This is a genomic window from Streptomyces sp. JNUCC 64 (assembly GCF_054484115.1).
Genome location: NZ_CM137015.1, coordinates 3,041,075 through 3,061,832, shown reverse-complemented (window position 1 = coordinate 3,061,832; position 20,758 = coordinate 3,041,075). Strand labels below are relative to the sequence as shown.

At 72.2% G+C, this 20,758-nt stretch carries 12 protein-coding genes; 7 read left to right on the top strand and 5 right to left on the bottom strand.

Annotation, left to right across the window (positions count from 1 at the left end):
• Nucleotides 1-119: 119 nt before the first annotated feature.
• Nucleotides 120-7,298 (top strand): polymorphic toxin-type HINT domain-containing protein, encoded by a 7,179-nt coding sequence (locus ACVWNX_RS12390; RefSeq protein WP_454414734.1) that lies wholly within the window; start codon nucleotides 120-122, stop codon nucleotides 7,296-7,298.
• Between the two features lie 167 nt (nucleotides 7,299-7,465).
• Nucleotides 7,466-7,870 (top strand): hypothetical protein, encoded by a 405-nt coding sequence (locus ACVWNX_RS12385; RefSeq protein WP_454413970.1) that lies wholly within the window; start codon nucleotides 7,466-7,468, stop codon nucleotides 7,868-7,870.
• Between the two features lie 386 nt (nucleotides 7,871-8,256).
• On the opposite strand, the gene ACVWNX_RS12380 is transcribed toward ACVWNX_RS12385, so the two are convergent.
• The 5 genes from ACVWNX_RS12380 to ACVWNX_RS12360 all read right to left on the bottom strand — a co-directional run bounded on the left by ACVWNX_RS12380 (nucleotide 8,257) and on the right by ACVWNX_RS12360 (nucleotide 12,971).
• Nucleotides 8,257-9,015, bottom strand: a complete 759-nt coding sequence (locus ACVWNX_RS12380) for a succinate dehydrogenase iron-sulfur subunit (protein ID WP_454413969.1) — start codon at nucleotides 9,013-9,015, stop codon at nucleotides 8,257-8,259.
• Entirely contained in the window at nucleotides 9,015-10,769 is a 1,755-nt protein-coding gene (gene sdhA / locus ACVWNX_RS12375) for a succinate dehydrogenase flavoprotein subunit (RefSeq protein ID WP_454413968.1), read from the bottom strand. The genes ACVWNX_RS12380 and sdhA overlap by 1 nt, the downstream gene beginning before the upstream one ends.
• 22 nt (nucleotides 10,770-10,791) lie before the next feature.
• Complete coding sequence (locus tag ACVWNX_RS12370) at nucleotides 10,792-11,283, bottom strand: succinate dehydrogenase hydrophobic membrane anchor subunit (RefSeq protein WP_454413967.1); 492 nt, start codon at nucleotides 11,281-11,283, stop codon at nucleotides 10,792-10,794.
• 5 nt (nucleotides 11,284-11,288) lie between these two features.
• A complete protein-coding gene (gene sdhC / locus ACVWNX_RS12365; protein WP_454413966.1) occupies nucleotides 11,289-11,669 on the bottom strand; it encodes a succinate dehydrogenase, cytochrome b556 subunit in 381 nt (126 codons plus the stop codon).
• Nucleotides 11,670-12,293: 624 nt separating this feature from the next.
• Entirely contained in the window at nucleotides 12,294-12,971 is a 678-nt protein-coding gene (locus ACVWNX_RS12360) for a 2-oxo-4-hydroxy-4-carboxy-5-ureidoimidazoline decarboxylase (RefSeq protein WP_454413965.1), read from the bottom strand.
• A 1,066-nt stretch (nucleotides 12,972-14,037) separates the two neighbouring features.
• Between ACVWNX_RS12360 and ACVWNX_RS12355 the strand changes: the two genes are divergently transcribed.
• The 5 genes from ACVWNX_RS12355 to ACVWNX_RS12335 all read left to right on the top strand — a co-directional run bounded on the left by ACVWNX_RS12355 (nucleotide 14,038) and on the right by ACVWNX_RS12335 (nucleotide 20,502).
• Nucleotides 14,038-15,612: a beta-N-acetylhexosaminidase gene (locus ACVWNX_RS12355; protein ID WP_454413964.1), complete on the top strand. Its 1,575-nt coding sequence runs from the start codon at nucleotides 14,038-14,040 to the stop codon at nucleotides 15,610-15,612.
• A gap of 438 nt (nucleotides 15,613-16,050) precedes the next feature.
• Nucleotides 16,051-16,557 (top strand): hypothetical protein, encoded by a 507-nt coding sequence (locus tag ACVWNX_RS12350; RefSeq protein ID WP_454413963.1) that lies wholly within the window; start codon nucleotides 16,051-16,053, stop codon nucleotides 16,555-16,557.
• A gap of 80 nt (nucleotides 16,558-16,637) precedes the next feature.
• Nucleotides 16,638-17,462: a hypothetical protein gene (locus tag ACVWNX_RS12345; RefSeq protein WP_454413962.1), complete on the top strand. Its 825-nt coding sequence runs from the start codon at nucleotides 16,638-16,640 to the stop codon at nucleotides 17,460-17,462.
• 632 nt (nucleotides 17,463-18,094) lie between these two features.
• Nucleotides 18,095-18,772: an RNA polymerase sigma factor gene (locus ACVWNX_RS12340; RefSeq protein WP_454413961.1), complete on the top strand. Its 678-nt coding sequence runs from the start codon at nucleotides 18,095-18,097 to the stop codon at nucleotides 18,770-18,772.
• On the top strand, nucleotides 18,772-20,502 hold the full coding sequence (locus tag ACVWNX_RS12335) for a serine/threonine-protein kinase (protein WP_454413960.1): 1,731 nt from the start codon (nucleotides 18,772-18,774) through the stop codon (nucleotides 20,500-20,502). The genes ACVWNX_RS12340 and ACVWNX_RS12335 overlap by 1 nt, the downstream gene beginning before the upstream one ends.
• The last annotated feature ends 256 nt before the right edge of the window (nucleotides 20,503-20,758 follow it).

The following is a 20,758-nucleotide window of genomic DNA, read 5'->3' as shown; positions in this document are numbered from 1 at the left end:
TCCGGCCCGCTCCAAGTGGTCTGGGGGACCTCGCCGTGTTCGGTCGTCTTTCGCCTGCCCCGTGCACGCGCCGCCGTACGCGGCTCGCCGTCGTCCCGGCGGTCAGCGCCGCGCTGCTCATGGGGCTGTTGCCCGCCACGGCGTTCGCCCTGCCGCCGGTCCCCACCACCGGTGAGGTGCAGGGACGGGACACCCTCACCCTTGAACGCCTCGACAGGGAAACCCCGGTGCGGGGAGCCCGGGCCGACCTTTCCCCGCTGTCGCTGGAGGTCGAGGTGGAGCCCCCACCGCACCGGGCTCCGACGGGGACGGTGACGCCCCCGGCGGCGGGCACCGGAACCGTCAGCTTCGGCTCCTCCGGGCCCGCACCCGCGTCCTTCGGCGCCGCGAGTGCCGTGAGCCCCGCGAGCGCCGAGCCACCGCCGCCCGTCCAGGCCGGGTCCCTGCCCGTGAGCCTCGGTCAGGCGCCGGGCCAGACCGCGCCCACCGGTGTCTGGCAGGTCGCCGTGGAGAGCCCGACGGCCCCGGTGTCGGCGGGCGTCGACGGCACGGTCTTCACGGTCCGGGCGCCGTCCACCGGGTCCGTCCCGGTGCGCGTCAAGCTCGACTACAGCCGCTTCGAGAACCTCTACGGGGCGGGCTGGGCGTCCCGGCTGCGGCTCGTCCAGTTCCCCGAGTGCTACCTGACCACGCCCACCGAGGAGGCGTGCCGGCAGTACGAGCCGCTGGAGACGGCCAACGACTCGCTGTCCCGTTCGCTGACCGCCACCGTGGACACCGCCTCCGACGGCGGTGCCACACCTCCCGCGGGTGCCTCGGCCTCCTCCCCGGCTACCGCGAAGGCCGGGGGAGTGGTGCCCGCCGGATACTCCTCCGCGGTGGCGGGCGGCGACGTGGCCGTCCTCGGAACCGCCGACTCCGGTACCGGGGAGGGCGGTTCCTTCAAGGCCACCCCGCTGAGCGCCGTGGGCGCCTGGGAGGCGGGCGGCTCCTCCGGGGCCTTCAGCTGGTCGTATCCGATCGCCGTCCCCGCGCCGCCCGCGGGGCCGTCCCCGTCCGTCGCCCTCGGGTACAACTCCCAGACCGTCGACGGCCACACCTCGGTGACCTCCCCCCAGGCCTCGTGGATCGGCGACGGCTGGGGCTACGACCCGGGACACATCGAACGCCGTTACCGGAGCTGCGAGGACGACCGCAAGCCCCTCGACCCGGGCGCGGCGAACCCGCGCACCCCCAACAACACGGCCGGCAAGGACAAGACGAGCGACCTCTGCTGGACCTCGTACAACGCCGTGATGTCCCTCGGCGGCAAGACCACCGAGCTGGTGCGCGACGCGCCCGTGGGCAGCGACCCCGAGACGGCCACCGAGACCTACCGTCCGCAGGTCGACGACGGCACCCGCGTCGAGCGACGGGTCGGCGGCGGCAACGGCGACGACAACGGCGAGTACTGGGTCGTCACCACCTCCGACGGTACGGTCCACTACTTCGGCCTGAACAAGGTCGGCGGCGGTCACGCGGACACCGACTCGGTCTCCACGGCCCCCGTCTTCGGCAACCACCCCGGCGAACCGTGCTATGCGGCCTCCTTCGCGGACTCCCGCTGCGGTGCGGGCAAGCAGCAGGCGTGGCGCTGGGGCCTGGACAAGGTCGTCGACGTCCACGGCAACGCCATGGTGATCGACTGGCAGCAGTCCACCAACCACTACGCCGTGCGCGGGAAGACCAAGACCCCCGAGGCGTACGACCGGGCCGCCTACCCGAACCACATCGAGTACGGCATGCGGACATCCGACCTCACCAAGCCCTCCGCCAAGGTGGACTTCGTCGTCGCCGAACGCTGCCTCGACTCGGCCGCCGTCTGCGCCCCCGCCAAGTTCGACCAGACCGACGACCCGGGCGCCTACCGGGCCTGGTGGGACACCCCCGGCAACCTCAACTGCAAGGCCGCCTCCGACTTCTGCGCGTCCTTCCCCTCCTTCTGGAGCCGTCTGCGGCTCTCCGAGATCACCACCTACGGGCACCGCTCCGGCGGGACCACCCTCCAGAAGGTCGACACGTACGCCCTCCAGCAGTCCTTCCCGAAGGACCTGTACAGCGCGGCGCCCGGACTCTGGCTGGACGCGGTCACCCGCCGGGGCTTCGCCCCCGGCGACACGACCGGGACCCTCCAGTCCAGCGGTGGCGTCCGGTTCGTCCCGTACACCGTCGGCTCGCAGTCCTCGCTGAAGTGGCTCAGGGACAAGGGCATGCGCAACCTGGTCGCCAAGTCCGGCCGGGACGAGCGCCCCCCGTACTACCGGCCCCGCGTCGGCACGGTCGTCAGCGAGGGCGGCGGCACGGTGTCCGTCCAGTACACCGGCGGCTGCCGGACCGAACCCGCCACGGACAAGGGCCAGGACAACGGCACCTGCTACCCGGTCCGCTGGTCCCCTGACGGTGACGTGGAACGTCCCGCCAAGGCGTGGTTCAACAAGTACGTGGTCGAATCCGTCACCGAGACGGGTCAGGTGGCGACCCACGGCGCACCCGTCCACACCCGGTACTCCTACCGGGAACCCGCCTGGTCCCGGTCCGACGACGAGTTCCAGTCCACCGCCCTGCGCACCTACCGCGACTGGCGCGGCTACCGCCAGGTCGGCGTCACCAAGGGCAGCAAGGAGTCGCCCTCCCTGATGGGGGACTCCCACTCCCATTCCCTGTCCCTGCGCCGTTTCTACGTCGGCACCGGCGGAGACCTCAAGGACTCCGAGGGGAAGGTGGTCGGCAAGGACGAACAGCAGTACGCGGGGATGACCGCCGAGAGCGTCGCCTATGCCCACTCGGGCGGTGAGGTGGTCCGTCGCGACCGGTTCCACCCGTGGTCCAAGGAGACGGCGTCCCGGGCCCGCGAGGCCAATGGCGGCACCGCGCTGCCCCCGCTCAAGGCGTACCGCACCGGCATCCGGCGCGCCGACTCCGTCCAGTACCTGGAGCAGGGCGCCTGGCAGGCGGTCCGTACCACCACCGAGGTCGACGACCTCTACGGCCTGCCGGTCGAGTCCGAGACCGCCGTGGTCAAGCCGGCCTCCGGCGGCGGCGAGACCCTCTCCGACCGGACCTGCACCAAGACGTCGTACGTCCACAACACGGCCGACTGGCTCATCGGACTGCCCAAGGAGGTCCGGACCACGGCCACCTCCTGCGCGGGGGCCGCGACCGCCGACCCGGCCACCGAACTGGTCTCGTCCGTCCGCACCGGTTACGACGGCCTCGCGTACGGGGCGACCCCCACCAAGGGCGACGCCACGTCGGTCGCGACCGTCGACGGCGCGGGAACCGCCCACTCCGTCACGTCCACCTTCACGTACGACCCCCTCGGCCGTCCCCGCAAGGTGACCGAACCCCTCAAGGGCACCACCGAGACCCAGTACACCCCCGGCGACACGGGCGGTCCGGTGACCTCCACCAAGACCGTCAACGCCAAGGGTCACGCCACGGTGACCACCCTGGACCCGGGCCGGAGCCTCCCGCTGACGGTCACCGACGCCAACGGCCGCGTCACCCGGACCGAGTACGACGCGCTGGGACGGCTCGTGAAGGGCTGGTCCCCCTCCCGCTCCTCGGGCGGGAGGTCCCCGAACGTCGAGATCTCCTACCAGGCCGCCGTCGCCACCCCGACGAAGACCTCACCGGCCGCCGTCACCGTGCGCTCGCTCAAGGACGACGGGGGCTACAGCGAGCAGATCACCCTGCACGACGGTCTGCTGCGTCCGATCCAGACCCAGAGCGAGGCCCATGGACCGGGCCGGATCGTCACCGACACCAAGTACGACGAGCGCGGTCTCGTCCGTGAGCGGACCGGCGGGTACCTCGCCAAGGGAGAGCCGGACACGGACCTCTTCAAGGCCCTGTCCCCGACCCTGATACCCAGCACCACGCGGATCGTCTACGACGGTCTGGACCGGGTGCGCCGGGAGATCGTCCAACAGGGCCGCCACCGGTACCAGACCGTCACCAAGTACACCCCCACCAGCACCTACGTCGACCCGGCGGGCGACTCCGCCCCCACCACCCGCACCCACACCGACGCGCTGGGACGGGTCACCGCCGTCCAGCACTTCACCAAGGACGACCTGACGGCCTGGCGGACCACCGCCTACGCGTACGACGCCCGGGGCAACCGTGACAAGGTCACCGACCCTGACGGCAACGCCTGGACCTTCACCCACGACGCCCGGGGCCGTCTGACCGCCACCACCGACCCCGACACCGGCACCACGCGCACCGAGTACGACGACGCCGACCGGCCCGTCTCGGTCCGCGACGCCGCGAACCGCGCGACCCACACCGAGTACGACGAACTGGGCCGCGTCACCAAGGTCCGCCACGGTTCCCCGACGGCCGAACCCGTCCGCGAGTTCACCTTCGACCCGGCGGGCGCCCTCGGCCACCCCGCCTCCTCCATCCGGCACACCGCGAACGGCGACTACGTCGACCGGGTCACCGGCTACGACACCGAGTACCGGCCCACCGGCCGTCAGACCGTCATCCCGTCGAACCCCATGACCACCGGCCTGTCCGGCACCTACACCTACGGGTACGCCTACACGCCCACCGGCAAGCCCCACTCGGTGACCCTGCCGGCCAAGGGCGGCCTCGCCGCCGAGGAGGTCGTCACCCGCTACAACGCGGACGGCCTGCCCGAATCGACGGCCGGTCTCCACTGGTACACCTCGGACGTCACCTACTCCCCGATGGGGGAGGTGCTGCGGGCGGTCTCCGGCTCCCAGCCGGACCGCCTGTGGACCACCAACTTCGTGGACCGCTACACCGGACGGCTCCAGCGCACGGTCACCGACCGGGAGACCGCGGGCCCGCACCGCGTCTCGGACGGCTACTACTCGTACGACGCCACCGGGGCGGTCACCTCGCACGCCCGGCAGCTCCGGGACGCGGCGGGTTCCAGCTGGGACAACCAGTGCTTCACCCACGACCGGATGCGCCAGGTCGTCCACGCCTGGACCTCCAGCGTCGCGCCGGACGGCACGGGCACGGGCTGCCGGGCCGCGAACGGAGCGAACTGGGGCTACCGCGCGGACGGGGCGCCCTCCAGCGGTCCCGTCGCCGACGCCTCCGCGTCGGGGGGCCAGAGCGACGGCGTCACCGCGTCCCTCGCCACAGCGGCGCCCGCCACGGGCACGGTCTCCACCGGCGCCACCGCCTACCGGCAGTCGTTCACCTTCGACACCATCGGCAACCGCGCCACGATGACCGAGCGCGACCCGGCGAACGCCGCCAACGAGATCACCCGCGCCTACCGCTACGGCAAGCAGGTGCCCGGCAACGGGACGGCCCCCGCGCAGACGGTCCAGCCGCACACCCTCACCTCGGTCACCGCGTCCTCCGGCGGAGCCGGCGCCTACACGTACGACGTCCACGGCAACACCAGGACGCGCACCCTGCCCGACACCACCCAGCAACTGGACTGGACGCAGGAGAACAAGCTCGACACCATCACCGACAGCGGCTCCGGTACGACGACCCGCTACGTCTACGACGCCTCGGGCAACCGCCTCCTGGAGAACTCCTCCACCGGCTCCACCCTCTACCTCGGCGAGACCGAACTCACCACCAACGCGACCGGCACCATCACCCGGGCCTCCCGCACCTACGCCCACCCCGGCGCACCCTCGGTCGTCCGCACCACCAACAACGGCTCCACCACCGCGCACACCCGCAGCGCCCTGATCACCGACCACCTCGGCACCGCCAACACCACCGTCGAACTCACCGGCAACCAGCCCGTCACCCGCCGCGCCGCCAAGCCCTACGGCGAGACCCGCGGCCCCCAGCCCACCACCTGGCCCAACAAGCGCGGCTTCCTCGGCGTCGGCATCGACGACAAGACCACCGGCCTCACCCACATCGGCGCCCGCGAATACGACCAGTCCACCGGCCGTTTCATATCCGCCGACCCGATCATCGACTTCGCCGACCCGCTCCAGATGAACGGCTACGCGTACGCCAACAACACCCCCGTCAGCTCCAGCGACCCCACGGGCCTGTACATCGACGCGGGCAACGGCCAGAGCGAGCCGCACCCCAAGGAGACGGGTAGGAAGCGGGCGAAGGGCACCGTGGGCATCCCTGCCCATGGTGTCAGCAGTGGAGGCTGTTACTACAGCTGTGGAACCAGCGTCCAGCAGGACGGGTACATCGGCGTCGTCCGTGAAGAGGCACGCAGGGCTCGCGTTATGGTTCGTCAATTCGTCGATACCCAGGCGGCATCGCCGCAGCAGGCGAAGGACTGGAACAAGGCCTTCAACGAAGAGCTGCGGAAGGACGTGACGGGGGAATCCACCGCGTCCCAGACCCTCGCAGCTGCTGTGAACGTGTGTTTCGTGTACAGCTACGTCGGCTGTTCGAAGCAGATGCGGAATTCTTTCCAGGGTATTGAGTTCGGGCGCATGTCCGCCTTCGGGCTGTATGAGAACGGCGGCCCCAGGCTGCCAGGCGGCCCATTGCCCCCCAATAAGGTTTCGGGTCGCGGCGCGGGCCCTTCCTGCAAGTGCTTCCTGGCAGGCACCGACGTTCTCATGGCGGACGGCACCACCAAGGACATCGAGGCCATCGAACTCGGTGACAAGGTGCGGGCCAGGGACCCGGAGACCGGCGAAGCCGGATCGCGCACGGTGACCCGCCTCATCAGGACCGAGGACGACAAGCACTTCAACGAACTGTCCATCGGGACCGAGGACGGCGTGGAAAGGCTCATCGCCACCCACGAGCACCCGTTCTGGTCCCCCTCGCAGGACGAGTGGATCACCGCCCGTGACCTCGGCGCGGGAATGACCCTCCTCACCGACGAGGGCGACACGGTCATCGTCACGGACAACCGCCCGTTCACCCGGCACGCGAAGACGTACAACCTGACGGTTGACGACTTGCATACGTACTATGTGCTGGCGGGCGAGACTCCCGTGCTCGTGCATAACTCCGGAGGCTGTCCTGATCTGGACGCGCTTTCGCAGAGTGCAATGCGTCCAGCCAAGGGGAAGACGACCCATGCAGGGCGCGAATATCAGAAGCATATGAACCGCGGCGATCTTCCTGTGGTTCCCGGCAAAGAATTGAAGAATGCCGGGCAGGATTTGGTGGACGACATTCTAACCAATCCGCAAACTGCTATGGCTGCCGTTAATTCCGGAAATTTCGCGGGTGGAACGCGATACATCATGCCGGACCCTGCTGGTGGGCGCGGGATCGGCGCGACCTTTGACGCAAACGGGCAGTTTCAATACTTCGGGCGGTACTAGAGATGTTGGTAATCAAGCCGTGGGATGCAAAGGTGCACGGCGACGCCAGTCTCGCTGGCCTTCGGGGTGCGATCGCAGGGGTGCCTGTGAGCGCGGTCCGCTACGCAGCGCTGCAGGGGGAAACCTGGCCCGAAGGGCACAGGGAGGATCGTGCTCATGAAGTCGACATGGCTGTTGATCTGGTCATGGCCAACGGGGCTGTTCTGTCCCTGTCCTGGGCGATGGATGGCCTCAGTGAAGGGATGGCGATCGAACTCAGGGAACCTGGAGAGTCGGACGTCGATTTGCCTGGGGACGCTATCGACGTGAGTGGCCATGTTGATTGGGGAAGGTTCCTTGGGGTAGATGTTACAGAAATCAGCCCTGCCTGGCACGTGCCCAATGAAGGTTGTCCAGAAATGCCGTGGGCTTACCGCCTTGCATTCTCCAACAGGTCAAGTTTGGTTGTTGCTCTAGGTGCGGCCGAGGGGGAGGGGTTCGTGTATATGCCCAACGAGTTGATCGTGTTCTTCGATGAGAGTCTCGCTGCCTCCTATACGATTCCAGCGAGCGATACTTCCTCACGCGGATAGATTGAATCGAGTGAGGGGTTCGGTAAGTTCCTGGTGTGGGACGCTCAATGGCCGGGCGTCTCGATTGTTCGGGGAAATAGATCAATAGACCCCGCTGGGTCGGCCGGGACCCGCGCCATGAGCGGCTCGAAGACGTCCCTGAGTCTGTTCACGGGTACCTCGGCCATCGGTGAGCTTCCCGCTGAGCGCTTGGTGCGTCGGCGTGCTGGAAGTGAGGGAACCGCAGGCCGGGACCGGCCCGGTCGCTCCGGCCCCCGCCCCACGAGACGCCCGCCGCCCCCCCCCGACCACGAAAGGGCCGCCGCACCCGGTCAGGTGCGGCGGCCCTCAGGAACTGCGGGAACCGGTGGACCGGGCGGCGGCGGGCCGCCCGGTCGGGGGGTGGGTCAGAAGCGGCGCGTGATCAGCGCTCGCTTGACCTCCTGGATCGCCTTGGTGACCTCGATGCCCCGAGGGCAGGCGTCCGTGCAGTTGAACGTGGTGCGGCAGCGCCACACGCCGTCCTTGTCGTTGAGGATCTCCAGCCGCTGCTCCCCGGCCTCGTCGCGCGAGTCGAAGATGAAGCGGTGGGCGTTGACGATGGCCGCCGGGCCGAAGTACTGGCCGTCGTTCCAGAACACCGGGCAGGACGAGGTGCACGCCGCGCACAGGATGCACTTGGTGGTGTCGTCGAACCGCTCGCGGTCCTCGGCCGACTGGCGGCGCTCACGGGTCGGCTCGTTGCCGGTGGTGACCAGGAACGGCATGACGTCCCGGTACGCCTGGAAGAACGGCTCCATGTCGACGACCAGGTCCTTGAGGACCGTCAGGCCCTTGATGGGCTCGACCGTGATCGGCTTCTCGGGGTTCAGGTCCTTGATCAGCGTCTTGCACGCCAGCCGGTTGCGCCCGTTGATGCGCATCGCGTCCGAGCCGCAGATGCCGTGCGCGCAGGAGCGGCGGAACGTGAGGGTGCCGTCCAGGTCCCACTTGATCTTGTGGAGGCCGTCGAGGACCCGCTCCTTGGGGTCGATCTCGAACTGGAAGTCCTCCCACGTCGCCTCGGCCGACACCTCGGGGTTGAAGCGGCGGACGCGGAACGTGACGGTGATCAGGTGCGAGGCGGCGGCCTCGGCCTCCACCTTGTCGAGTACGGGGGTTGCCATCAGTACTTACGCTCCATCGGCTGGTAGCGGGTCTGGACGACCGGCTTGTAGTCGAGACGGATCGAGTCCGTGCCGTCGGCCGCGACCTCGCGGTACGCCATGGTGTGGCGCATGAAGTTGACGTCGTCGCGGTTCGGGTAGTCCTCGCGGTAGTGACCGCCGCGGGACTCCTTGCGGGCCAGCGCGGAGACGGCCATGACCTCGGCCAGGTCGAGCAGGTTGCCCAGCTCGACGGCCTCCAGCAGGTCCGTGTTGAACCGCTTGCCCTTGTCCTGCACGGAGACGTTCTTGTACCGGTCGCGCAGTTCGGCGATCTTCTCGACGGCCGTCTTGATGGTCTGCTCCGTGCGGAACACCATCACGTTGGCGTCCATCGTCTCCTGCAGCTCCTTGCGGATCTGGGCGACCCGCTCGGTGCCGGTGGAGGCGCGCAGCCGCTCGACCTGGTCGACGACGAGCCGCGCCGGGTCCTCCGGCAGCTCCACGTAGTCGGCGGTGGCCGAGTACTCGGCGGCGGCGATGCCCGCGCGGCGCCCGAAGACGTTGATGTCCAGGAGCGAGTTGGTGCCCAGCCGGTTGGCGCCGTGCACGGAGACGCAGGCGACCTCGCCGGCGGCGTACAGGCCCGGGACGACGGTGGTGTTGTCCGAGAGCACCTCGCCCTCGACGTTGGTCGGGATGCCGCCCATGGCGTAGTGCGCGGTCGGCTGGATCGGGATCGGGTCTGTGTAGGGCTCGATGCCGAGGTAGGTCCGCGCGAACTCCGTGATGTCCGGGAGCTTGGCGTCCAGCTGCTCCGGCGGGAGGTGCGTGAGGTCCAGGTAGACGTGGTCGCCCTCGGGACCGCAGCCCCGGCCCTCGCGGATCTCCGTGTAGATGGAGCGGGAGACGACGTCACGGGACGCGAGGTCCTTCATGACCGGCGCGTACTTCTCCATGAAGCGCTCGCCGTCCTTGTTGCGGAGGATGCCGCCCTCACCACGGGCGCCCTCCGTCAGCAGGATGCCCATCCGCCAGATGCCGGTCGGGTGGAACTGGAAGAACTCCATGTCCTCCAGCGGCAGCCCGCGCCGGTAGCAGGCCGCCTGGCCGTCGCCGGTGAGGGTGTGCGCGTTGGAGGTGACCTTGAAGAACTTGCCGGTGCCGCCGGAGGCGTAGATCACGGCCTTCGCCTGGAAGACGTGGATCTCGCCGGTGGCCAGCTCGTACGCGACGACGCCCGCCGAGTGCTTGACGCCGTCGACCTCGGTGATGAGCTGGTCGAGGACGTAGAACTCGTTGAAGAACTCGACGCCCTCCTTGACGCAGTTCTGGTACAGCGTCTGGAGGATCATGTGGCCGGTGCGGTCCGCCGCGTAGCAGGACCGGCGGACCGGGGCCTCGCCGTGGTTGCGGGAGTGCCCGCCGAACCGGCGCTGGTCGATGGTGCCGTCCGGGGTCCGGTTGAACGGCAGGCCCATCTTCTCCAGGTCGAGGACGGCGTCGATGGCCTCCTTCGCCAGGATCTCGGCGGCGTCCTGGTCGACCAGGTAGTCACCGCCCTTGACCGTGTCGAAGGTGTGCCATTCCCAGTTGTCCTCCTCCACGTTGGCGAGCGCGGCGGCCATGCCGCCCTGCGCGGCGCCCGTGTGGGAGCGGGTGGGGTACAGCTTGGTCAGCACGGCGGTGCGGCTGCGCTTCGTCGCCTCGATGGCGGCGCGCATTCCGGCGCCACCGGCGCCGACGATGACGGTGTCGTACTTGTGGATCTTCATGGTGGTTGCCTCAGCCCCGTGCCTAGCGGATGTTCGGGTCGAAGGTGAAGATCACCAGCGTGCCCAGCAGGATCGTGAACACCGTGGCGGTGTAGAGCAGGCCCTTCAGCCACAGTCGGGTGTTCGGGCGCTCGGCGTAGTCGTTGATGACGGTACGCAGCCCGTTGCCGCCGTGCAGCATCGCCAGCCACAGCATCACCAGGTCCCAGGTCTGCCACCACGGCGAGGCCCAGCGGCCCGCCACGAAGGCGAAGCCGATCTTGGAGACGCCGCCGTCCAGCACCAGCTGGATCAGCAGGTGCCCGAGGACGAGCACGACCAGCACGATGCCGGACAGGCGCATGAAGAGCCACCCGTACAGCTCGAAGTTCCCGCGCGTCGACTTCGGCGTCTTGCCGGTGCGCTTGCGGGGGGCCTCGATGACGGGGGCGGGGTTCTCGGCGCTGTAGGGCGCGGGGCCTTCCACGGCGCCGACGCCGGACGGGCCGGACTGTGCGGAGAGATCGGTCGACATGTGCGTCAGCTCCCGAAGACTTCACGAACGGCGTGGCCGAGCACCGGGTACAGCGCCCCGGCCATCAGCACGACCCAGATGCCGACGACGGTCCACAGCATCTGCTTCTGGTAGCGGGGACCCTTCGACCAGAAGTCGACGGCGATGACCCGCAGACCGTTCAGCGCGTGGAAGAGCACGGCGGCGACGAGGCCGTACTCCAGCAGCGCGACGAGGGGCGTCTTGTAGGTGGCGACGACCTTGTCGTACGCCTCGGGGGAGACACGGACGAGAGCGGTGTCCAGCACATGGACGAACAGGAAGAAGAAGATGAGGACGCCGGTGACTCGATGAGCCACCCAGGACCACATTCCTTCCCGGCCGCGGTACAGCGTTCCAGCCGGCACGGAAGAACCCTCCGGGAGCGGGGATCAGGGCCTGCCGGCTTGGGGTGTCGGTCTGGCCCGGCCGGGTACGGTCCACCGGCCCCGGCCATCGTAGCGACGAGTTGTCGGAACGTTCACGCGGGGCCCGGCGGTGTGATCAAACAGGCAATCAAACTGGTACGTACGGGCTATCGGGTCGGCTTTCGGGTGGCTTTCCGGACGCCTTCCGCTCGTTCCGGGCGGGTGATCCGATGAGCGGGTGGGGTGTTTGGGTGGGTTTTGGGGTTATGTGGGGTGGTTGGTTCGGATGAGGGGTGTCCCCGGTGCCGCGCTGCCCTTCCGTGTCCCTTCTGTGTCCTGTCCGTGTTCGCCGTCGGTTGTTTCCCGTCGCCGTTCACCGTTGCCTGCTTCCCGTTCCCGTTCCCGTTCCCGTTCCCGTTGCCCTTGCCCGTTCTCTCTTGCCTGCCGCCTGTTTTCCACTTCCGTCTTCCCGGCACCCGACCGGTCGGTTCCGGTCCGTGCCGGTCCGGCGGTGGGCCGTCCACCCGTCCGCCCGTCCGGCTGTCCGCCGTCGGCCGCGCGGCTGTCCGGGCCGGCTGTCCTGTCCGGCTGTCCGGTCCGGCACCGCGGTCCGGTCCGTGCCGGTCAGCGCGGGCGGGGGCCCAGGGGCGGGGCGGGGGCCAGCCGGGTGAGCCTGCCCCGGGCGATGCGGCGCAGCTCGTCGGCGGTCAGCGCCCGCTCGTCCTCCCGGTCGTTGCCGAGCCGGGCGCGGATCGCGGTGAGCACCCGGTCGAGGGCCTCGTCGGGCGGGCAGCCGTCGAGACAGAGCAGGAAGGCGTGGCCGAACCGGCTCTCGTAGGCGGCGTGCGCGGCGCTCAGCGCGGTCCGCGCGGCCGAGTACCCCGGGCGGCCGGATCCCGTCGGTTCGGTGGGGGTCTCCCGGGCGAGCGCCTCGGCGAGGTCGGCGGGCGTCAGGTCGAACGCGGCCTCGTCGGCGGCGGCGAGCAGGGCGCCCAGGTCCGGGTAGGGGCGGTGGGCGGCGAGCCGGGCGGCCCAGCGGTGGCTGCCGCAGCAGCCCAGGAGGGCGGCGAGGGCGGCGTCCGGGGCGGCGGCGTTCAACCAGCCGAGGGCGGACGGGAGGGCGGCGGGTCCGGCCGTGGCGGGCGTGCGCTGCCGAGGGGGCAGGGCGGCGCGGCCGGGCGGTCGGAGTGACCCGTACGAGGGCAGCGTGGCTCCCTGGTGAGCAGGCGGCGTGTGGACGGCGGGGCCGGTGGGACGGTGACGTCCGGGGTCGGCGACTGTGCCGGGTGATGCGGTCGGCACGGGTGAGGTCTGTGCGGCCACGCTAGCGATCCGTCGTCCGGGGGCGTCCGACGGATGCGCGAATTTCACCCGGACGGAAGAGTTTGGTGACGCCGGGGTGACGTGGGCACCGTCGGCGGCACGTCCGGGGCGCGTGTCGCCGCGCGCCGCCGGTCGTCGCTGACCGCGTGGTCACGGGCCTGATGACAAGGACGCGCCCGGAGGTGCGGTTCACCCGGGGGCGGGAGAGGGTCGTACGCATGGACGAGGCGTGCTCCGGGACTGGTGCTGGGTTCGGGGACCGGGTTCGGGCCGGGTCCGGTGCCCGGGTCTCCTGGCTGCCGCCCGGGCCCGGGCCTGGTGATCGTGGTGCGGCTGGTGAGCGTGCTCGGGCTCCTCGGCCGTGGTCCGGGGTCGGGGTCGGGGACTGGGACGGGGACGGGGTCGGTGCTCGGGCCGGGGCCGGGCCCCGGCCCCGGTGGGTGAGGCGGATCCCGTCGGCCGGACGCGTTCCGTCGGGCCGTCCCGTTCCACCGGCCGGGACCTCGCGCGTGAGGGTCCCGACGGTGAGGAGGGGTCCGTCAACGCGGTGGGTTCCACCGGCGGGGTGGGTTCTCGTCACAGGGCCGGTTCCGTCGGCGCGGTCCGCCCCACCGGCACGGGGGGCGTCACGGGCGGGCGCGGCCTCACCGGGCGCCCGGGTCACGCGATGAGCGGCGGACCCGATGGCGGCGCGGACGGTGGTAGGACGGACGGCGGCGGTACGGACGGCGACGGTCCGGGCGGCGGTACCGGCGGCGGTGCGGCCGAAGGCACCGGCGGCGGTCCGGGCGGTGGCCCGGGTGGCGGTACCGGCGTTGGCGCGACCGGCGCTCCGGGCGGCGGCCCGGGCGGGAGAGCGGGGGACGGCGTGGACGGGAACCCGGGTTCCGGTGGCGGTGGCGGTGGCGGTGGCGACGGTACGGGCAACGGGCCCCGGCAGCACCGACGACCGCCCCGCTGGAGCGGCCGGCGAGGCCAGCGCGGCCAGCGAGGACGGAGCCGCCGGAGCCGTGGGGGCGCCCGGCGCGGTGCCGTCCTCGCGTGGGTGGCCGCGCTCGCCGTCCTCGGGACGGCCGCCGCGCTCCTCGTCACCCTGTGGCCGCGCGGCGACGGCGACGGCCGGGGTGGTGCCACCCCCGCCGCCGACTCCCCGGCGGCGTCCCCCGCCACGTCCGCCCCGGACCGCCCGCGCCCCAGCGCGACCCATCCGTTCTCCGAGGCTCCGCGCGCCATCCCCGCCGTGCGGGAACACACCGCCGCCCGGGGTCCCGGTTGGCGGCCCGCGCCGGGGCGGGCCCTCGTCGTCACCGCCGGGGCGCTCGCCGACGAGGGGCGGCTGACGGCGGACGAACTGGGGCTCCGCTACGGGGGCCGGGCGGCGGCCGGACCCGGTGACGTGGAGCTGGCGCTCGGCGGGACGGGCGGCCCGGAGGCGTACGTCCTGACCGTCCGGGACGACCGGGTGCGGATCGAGGGGCGTACCGAGCGCGGGGTGTTCTACGGCACCCGCACCCTCATACAGACGGTCCGCGACACGGGCGCCGCCCCGGAGGGCGTGGTCCGGGACGAGCCCGCCAAGCCCCGGCGCGGCTTCATGCTGGACGTCGCCCGCAAGCCGTTCCCGGCGCGCTGGATCGAGGACCGGGTGCGGGAGCTGGGCGACCTCAAGTTCAACGAGCTGGGGCTGCACTTCTCGGACGACCAGGGCTTCCGGATCGCCTCCGACCGCCATCCGGAGGTGGTGTCCCGGGAGCACCTGACCAAGGCGGAGGTCCGCCGGATCGTCGCGCTCGCCCGGTCCCGGCACATCGAGGTGGTCCCCGAGATCGACTCGCCCGGCCACCTGGGGGCGGTGATCGCGGCCCATCCCGGGCTCCAGCTGCGCGGCACGGACGGCGGCGGCCCCCGGGGCGCCGTGGACATCTCGCTGCCGGGGGCCGCGCGGATGGTGGACGAGCTGCTGCGCGAGTACGCGGAGCTGTTCCCCGGCCCGTACTGGAACCTCGGGGGCGACGAGTACCCGGCCCTCTTCAGCCGCGACCCGGCCGCCCGCTACCCCCAGCTCGCGGCGGCGGCCCGCGAGCGGTACGGGCCGGACGCCACCGTGCGGGACCTCGCCACCGGCTGGGTGGACGACCGCGCGGAGACCGTGCGCCGTCTGGGGCGTCAGCCGCGCGCCTGGAACGACGGGTTCTTCCGGGGCGGACGGCAGCCCGCCGCCGACATCGAGACCGCGTACTGGACGGGCACCGAGATCGGCGCCCGGGAGCCCGTCGAGTACCTGGAGACCGGCCGGGACCTGGTCAACTACAACGACGAGTACCTCTACTACGTCCTCGGCGAGCCCAACCAGTTCAGCTATCCGACCGGGCGGCGGATCTACGAGGAGTGGACGCCGCTGGTGGTGCGCGGCACCCGGCCCGTCGACCGCCGCTACGACCGGCAGATCCTCGGCGGCTCCTTCGCGCTCTGGGGCGATCTGCCCGGGGCCCAGACCCGGGAGCAGATCGCGGCCGGGCTCCGGATGCCGCTGCGGGCGACCGCGCAGAAGCTGTGGGACCCGGACCGTCCGCCGCTGACGTGGGACGACTTCGTACGGCTCGCGGACCGGATCGACTGAACCGTCTCCCCGGCGCCTTGCCCTAGCCCCTGGCCCTTTGCCCAGGCCCAGGCCCCTGGCCCTTGCCCAGGCCCAGGCCGCTGGCCCTCGCCCCGGCTCCCGTCCTCCGGCCGGGCGGCGTCCTCCGGCCGGGCGGCGGCCGGAATCTGGCGCGTACACGTTCGTCTCGCGCGGATGCGGTACCCGGCCGTCGGCACAACGGCGTTCCTTCTAAACGATCATCGCCGTACGGGCGGCGCACCCCGTCACGCGGAGCGTAAGGGGAGGAAGCGGGGCGAAACGGTGCGGTCGGCGGAGGCGTGACCCGGGCCGGAGGCCGGGTCGGTCCGGTCGACTTTCAACAAACCGCGCTTTTGGTGGCGCGCGGGCCCGGGGGTGTGGTGATCTGGTCAACGCCCGTGATTGGCGGGAAACGCTCGGGGACGGGGGGACGGCCGGATGGGCCACTGGGGCTACTACGTCGTGGGCCGGGGGTCGACACCCCTGGACGGCGCGGAGGCGCTCGCCGGGGTCCGGGGCGAGCTGAGCCTGCTGGTGCGGCGCCCGGACGGCTGGCAGGTCTGGGAGTGCCGGGGCGGCGCCGACGGCACGGCGATGGGCAGCATGAACGCCCTCGCGCGGGAGACCGGTTCACCGGCCCTCTTCGGATACGTCATGGACAGCGCCTGCGCGGTGGTGGACGCGGCCGCCCCGGAGAGCGGCGGCTGGACCACCTGCCTGGACCGGGCCGCGACGGCCGGACGCCTCGGCGCGGACGAACGCGCCCTGGAGGACTACTTCCTGGCGCCCGCCGACGCGGCGGCCCGCGCCGTGGTCTGGGCCGCCGAAGCGGGGGTGACGGTGACCGCCGGACCCCTCGCCGAGGTGCTCGCCGCGCCCGCCGACCCGTCGGCCGAACAACTCTTCTTCCGCTTCCTGGAAAGGCTCGGGGTGGTGCGGCTGTGACGCCGACGGCGCTATGTACGCAGAAAGGACAAGTGCGGACGCCACGGAAGGGCGCCACGCGGGTGGTGACGGGAGGCGTCATGGGCTTGGTCGAACTGATAGCCGGGGCGGACGAGCGGGGGCTGGCCGTGAGCGGCCTCGCCTGCCTCGACCGCTGTGTGCCGCTGCTCGGCGGCGACGACGAACTGCTGCGCCCGCTGTGGGCGGTGCTGGGCGTGGGCGGCGACGCGGGGGAGTGGGGGGAGCGGGTCGACCGGGTCCGCGAGGCGCTGACCGAGGGGGCCGCCGGTGGGGACGGGGGCGTGTGCGCCACCGAGGACGAGGCGGGACGGCTGGCCCTCGGGATGCTGGCCGCCGCGCCCGCCGCGCTCCCCGACAAGCTCCAGGGCGGCACCCCGTCCGACGGGGCGCTGCGGGACTGGGCCGACGACTGCTCGGCGGCCGCCCTCCGGATCCATCTGCTGCTCGACCCGGCCGCCAGGCCGGGCACCGGGGTGACCGGTTCCGACGGTTCCGACGGCTCCGGGCGTTCTGAAGGCTCCGGTGGCTCCGAGGGCTCCGAGACCTCCGGCTCCGGCGACTCCGGCGGCGCGGACGGTACCGGGGCCGGTGACGGCGGCGGAACGCCGGAGAGCGGCGACGCCGACAGCGGTGACCCGGGCGGTGACGACTCGGTGAACGGGAGCGGCGGGGCGGACGGGCCGGACGGGGCGGACGGCGCCGAGTCGGGCCCCGACGGTGAGCTGCCCCCGCTGGCCGCCGCCGAACTGCGCCGTCAGGCCGCGGTCCTGGAGGTCCTCGCCGCGCGGGGTACCGGGGGGCTGCGTCAGGCCCACGCGGTGACCACCGAGGGGCGACGGGTGCTGAGGGCCGTGGTGTCCCGGCGGGCCCGTGGCCGGAACTGAGGGGTCGGACGGCTTGCGGACGGGTTCGGCCGCCCCGCCGGAGAATGGCCGGTTCACGACCGTCGTTCCCGGGGGTGTCCGAGGAGGCGTCCGGCACCGGGCGTCGACGTCCGGCGCCGGGGGCCGCTCGCGGACGCCGGGGCGGCCGGGTCGGCGGGGGTGCGCTCCGGGGCGTCCGGGTGCGGGTCCGACCGGTCGGGCCGGGGCGTGGAACGGGTCCGGAGCGGGACGGGGAAGAGCGGGGGAACCGCGAGGTGGCGGGGCCGGTGAGGGGACGGAATCCCGTCCGCGTCCCGTCCGGCGCGGATGCCCTAAGGCAACGACCGGGGCCGCCACCCCCCACAGGAGAGGCCCCGGTCGCCGCACGGCACGGGCCGCGCGGCGGCCCGTACCTAGTACTGCGCCGGAGGCTCGTTTTGTGTCACACCCCACTCTTCCGGGCGGTAGTTGCGCCTTGTACAAACATGGACGTGGACGCATTTCAGGCCGTAGCGTGCTTTTCGCGCCGAGTGCGGGCCATCGATGTCCGCGGCCGTTCAGGGGCCGCAACCATTTGACGGGAAGACCACGACGGTGACCTGCCGACTCCGCGGAAGCGGCGTCGGTCCAGGCGCGAAGAGGGAGTGCGTTGAGTGCTGGGGGACGACGCGGAGTTGACCGCCGCGGTGCTTGCGGCTCAGCACGGGGATGACGAGGCGTTCCGGACGGTGTACCGCTCGGTGCATCCACGGCTGCTGGGATACGTCCGGACGCTGGTCGGCGACCCGGACGCCGAGGACGTGGCCTCCGAGGCGTGGCTCCAGATCGCGCGCGACCTCGACCGGTTCAGCGGGGACGCCGACCGGTTCCGGGGCTGGGCGGCGCGCATAGCCCGCAACCGCGCGCTGGACCACATACGCATGCGGGGCCGCCGCCCCGCGATAGGCGCGGACGAGAGCGAGCTGACCGGCAAGCCCGCCGAGTCGGACACCGCCGACGAGGCGATGGAGGCGCTGGCCACCAGCCGCACCCTGTCGCTGATCGCGCGGCTGCCGCAGGACCAGGCCGAGGCGGTGGTGCTGCGGGTCGTCGTCGGGCTCGACGCGAAGACCGCCGCGCGGACCCTCGGCAAACGCCCCGGCGCCGTGCGCACCGCCGCGCACCGGGGGCTCAAGCGCCTCGCCGAACTGCTCGGCGACGAGCCCGAAGAGGATGACCCGGCCCCTTCCGGACGCCTCGACGCGGTGCCCCGCCCCCGCCGCCCCCGGGCGCGCGCGGGCCTGTCCGCCGGTGTGACGCATTCGCGAACGCGGACGCAGAAGGACATGTGATGCCCGACGAGCAGGAACGGTGGCTTGACCGCGAGGTGGCGGAGCGCCTGCTGCGGGGAGAGCCGCTGAAGGACGTCGACGATCGCTTTCGCGACCGCGCGGAGCGGCTGGCCGGGCTCCTGGACGAACTGGCGGACGACACCCGGCGCCCACCCGGCACGCTTCCCGGAACCTTTCCCTCCGCTTCCGGCTCGGGCCCGTCCACCGGCTTCGCTTCCGGCCCGTCCACCGGCTCAGGCCCGTCCACCGGCTCTGGTTCCGTCTTCGGTTCCGGTTCAGACCCGTCCACCGGCTCTGGTCCCGGCTCAGGCTCAGGCCCGTCCACCGGGGGCTCCGGCGCCCCCACCCGCCCCGGTTCCATCGACCCGTTCCGCCGGGCGGGTTCCTCGGACCCGTTCGGTCCCTTCGGCGCACCCGGCGCGCCCGGCGTACCCGGCGCATTGGGCGGGCCCGGTGTGTCGGGCGAGGTCGTTCCGGGAGTCGGCTTCGCCTCGCCCGCCCGCCCGGACGGCGTGGCGGCCCGGTCCGCCGTGGAGCCGCTCGGCGAGGAGGCCGCGCTGGCCGCGTACCGTGCCTCCCGCTCCTTCCGGGGCGCGGACGCCGCCGCCCCGGTGGACACGGACGCGCGGGTGCTCGGCACGGTGCGCATCGGAGTCCCCGGGCGGGTGCCGGGGCGGCGTCCGGCGCGTTGGGCCCACCCGGCGCGGTTCGCGATCGCGGCGGTGCTCGCCGCGGGCATGATCGGCGGGGTCGCGGTCGCCACCGGCACCGGAGTGCTGCCGACGCCCTTCGACGACCGTCGCGATCCCCCCTCCGCCGTGGCGGAGCCTCCCGGCGGGGCCGCCCCCTCCATCTCCGCGCCGCCCGGCTCCGTCCGCACCCCGTCGCCCGCCCGGTCCAGTGGTGGCGGGGAGGCGACGGCGGGCACGGAGTCCGGGTCGCCGCCCCCGTCCTCCCGTCCGCCGACCGTGGGCGGGGAGCGGGTGCCCTCGGAGGAGGGCACCTCGGAACCGGCCCGGGAGCCGGACACGGCCCGTACGGTCGACGCCTGCCGGGAGCACCGGGCGGGCACTCTGGACGCCGAGGAGACCCGCTGGCTGGAACGGGCGGCCCGGGGCGCCGACCGGGTGTCCCGGTTCTGCGCGCGGGTCCTGGCCCGGCACGACGCCGAGGACGACCTGGATGACGACGGGTCCGACGCCGTCGACGGGGACGGCGACCCGGACGAGGACGGCGAGGGCGGCGCCCAGGGCGGTCCCGACGACGGGGACGGGCACGGCCATGAGGACGACGACCACGGCAAGACCGGCAAGGGCGACAAGGGCAACAAAGACGGCAAGGACGGCAAAGACGATAAGGGCGACCGGGGCGCGGGGACGGGGCGCGGCGAGGACCGGGGCGGTGGCGGGAACGGCGCCGGTACCGGCACCGGGAACGGGAACGGCCAGGGCGACGGCCAGGGCCAGGGGAACGGCACGGGAGCCGGGAACGGGAACGGTGGTGGGCCCCCGGGAAAAGGCCCTCGCCGGGGCGGTGACGGGAACGGGAGCGGTGGCGGGGCGGGGGCGGGTCGCCCCGCCGGAACCGCTCCGTCTCCCCGTCCCGTACCCCCGGCGGACGCCGCCCCGGCCGGATCGGTCGAACCGGCCGGGCCGACCGCGCCGAGCGGACCGACGGCGTCCGCGCCGGGTCCCGGTGCGGCGGCCCCCTGGTGGGTGGCCTTCCCCTGAACCATGCGGCCCGGAGGTCCCGGAAACCCCGTGAGAGGGGTGGGCGGGACGGGTGAACGCATGACTATCGGCCACGCCGAACCGGGACTTTAGTCCTGAATGTCCGGTCGAGGCCCTTTCTGACCTGCACGGTTCTCGTCAAGGTGGAGAAATTTTCCGCCAGGTGTGACGTTTTGCCGAGAGATGGCGCAGTATCAAGTGAGCCGACTGGTCATCGGCCCTGCGCGAGCCGGGGTTCCCCCCGTACCTACGGCTC

Excerpts from the sequence above, each read along its gene's own strand:
- sdhA (WP_454413968.1), bottom strand. The coding sequence starts at position 10,769 with ATGAAGATCCACAAGTACGACACCGTCATCGTCGGCGCCGGTGGCGCC.
- ACVWNX_RS12385 (WP_454413970.1), top strand. The coding sequence starts at position 7,466 with ATGGCTGTTGATCTGGTCATGGCCAACGGGGCTGTTCTGTCCCTGTCC.
- ACVWNX_RS12335 (WP_454413960.1), top strand. The coding sequence starts at position 18,772 with ATGCCCGACGAGCAGGAACGGTGGCTTGACCGCGAGGTGGCGGAGCGC.
- ACVWNX_RS12390 (WP_454414734.1), top strand. The coding sequence starts at position 120 with ATGGGGCTGTTGCCCGCCACGGCGTTCGCCCTGCCGCCGGTCCCCACC.
- ACVWNX_RS12350 (WP_454413963.1), top strand. The coding sequence starts at position 16,051 with ATGGGCCACTGGGGCTACTACGTCGTGGGCCGGGGGTCGACACCCCTG.
- ACVWNX_RS12370 (WP_454413967.1), bottom strand. The coding sequence starts at position 11,283 with ATGTCGACCGATCTCTCCGCACAGTCCGGCCCGTCCGGCGTCGGCGCC.
- ACVWNX_RS12380 (WP_454413969.1), bottom strand. The coding sequence starts at position 9,015 with ATGGCAACCCCCGTACTCGACAAGGTGGAGGCCGAGGCCGCCGCCTCG.
- ACVWNX_RS12345 (WP_454413962.1), top strand. The coding sequence starts at position 16,638 with ATGGGCTTGGTCGAACTGATAGCCGGGGCGGACGAGCGGGGGCTGGCC.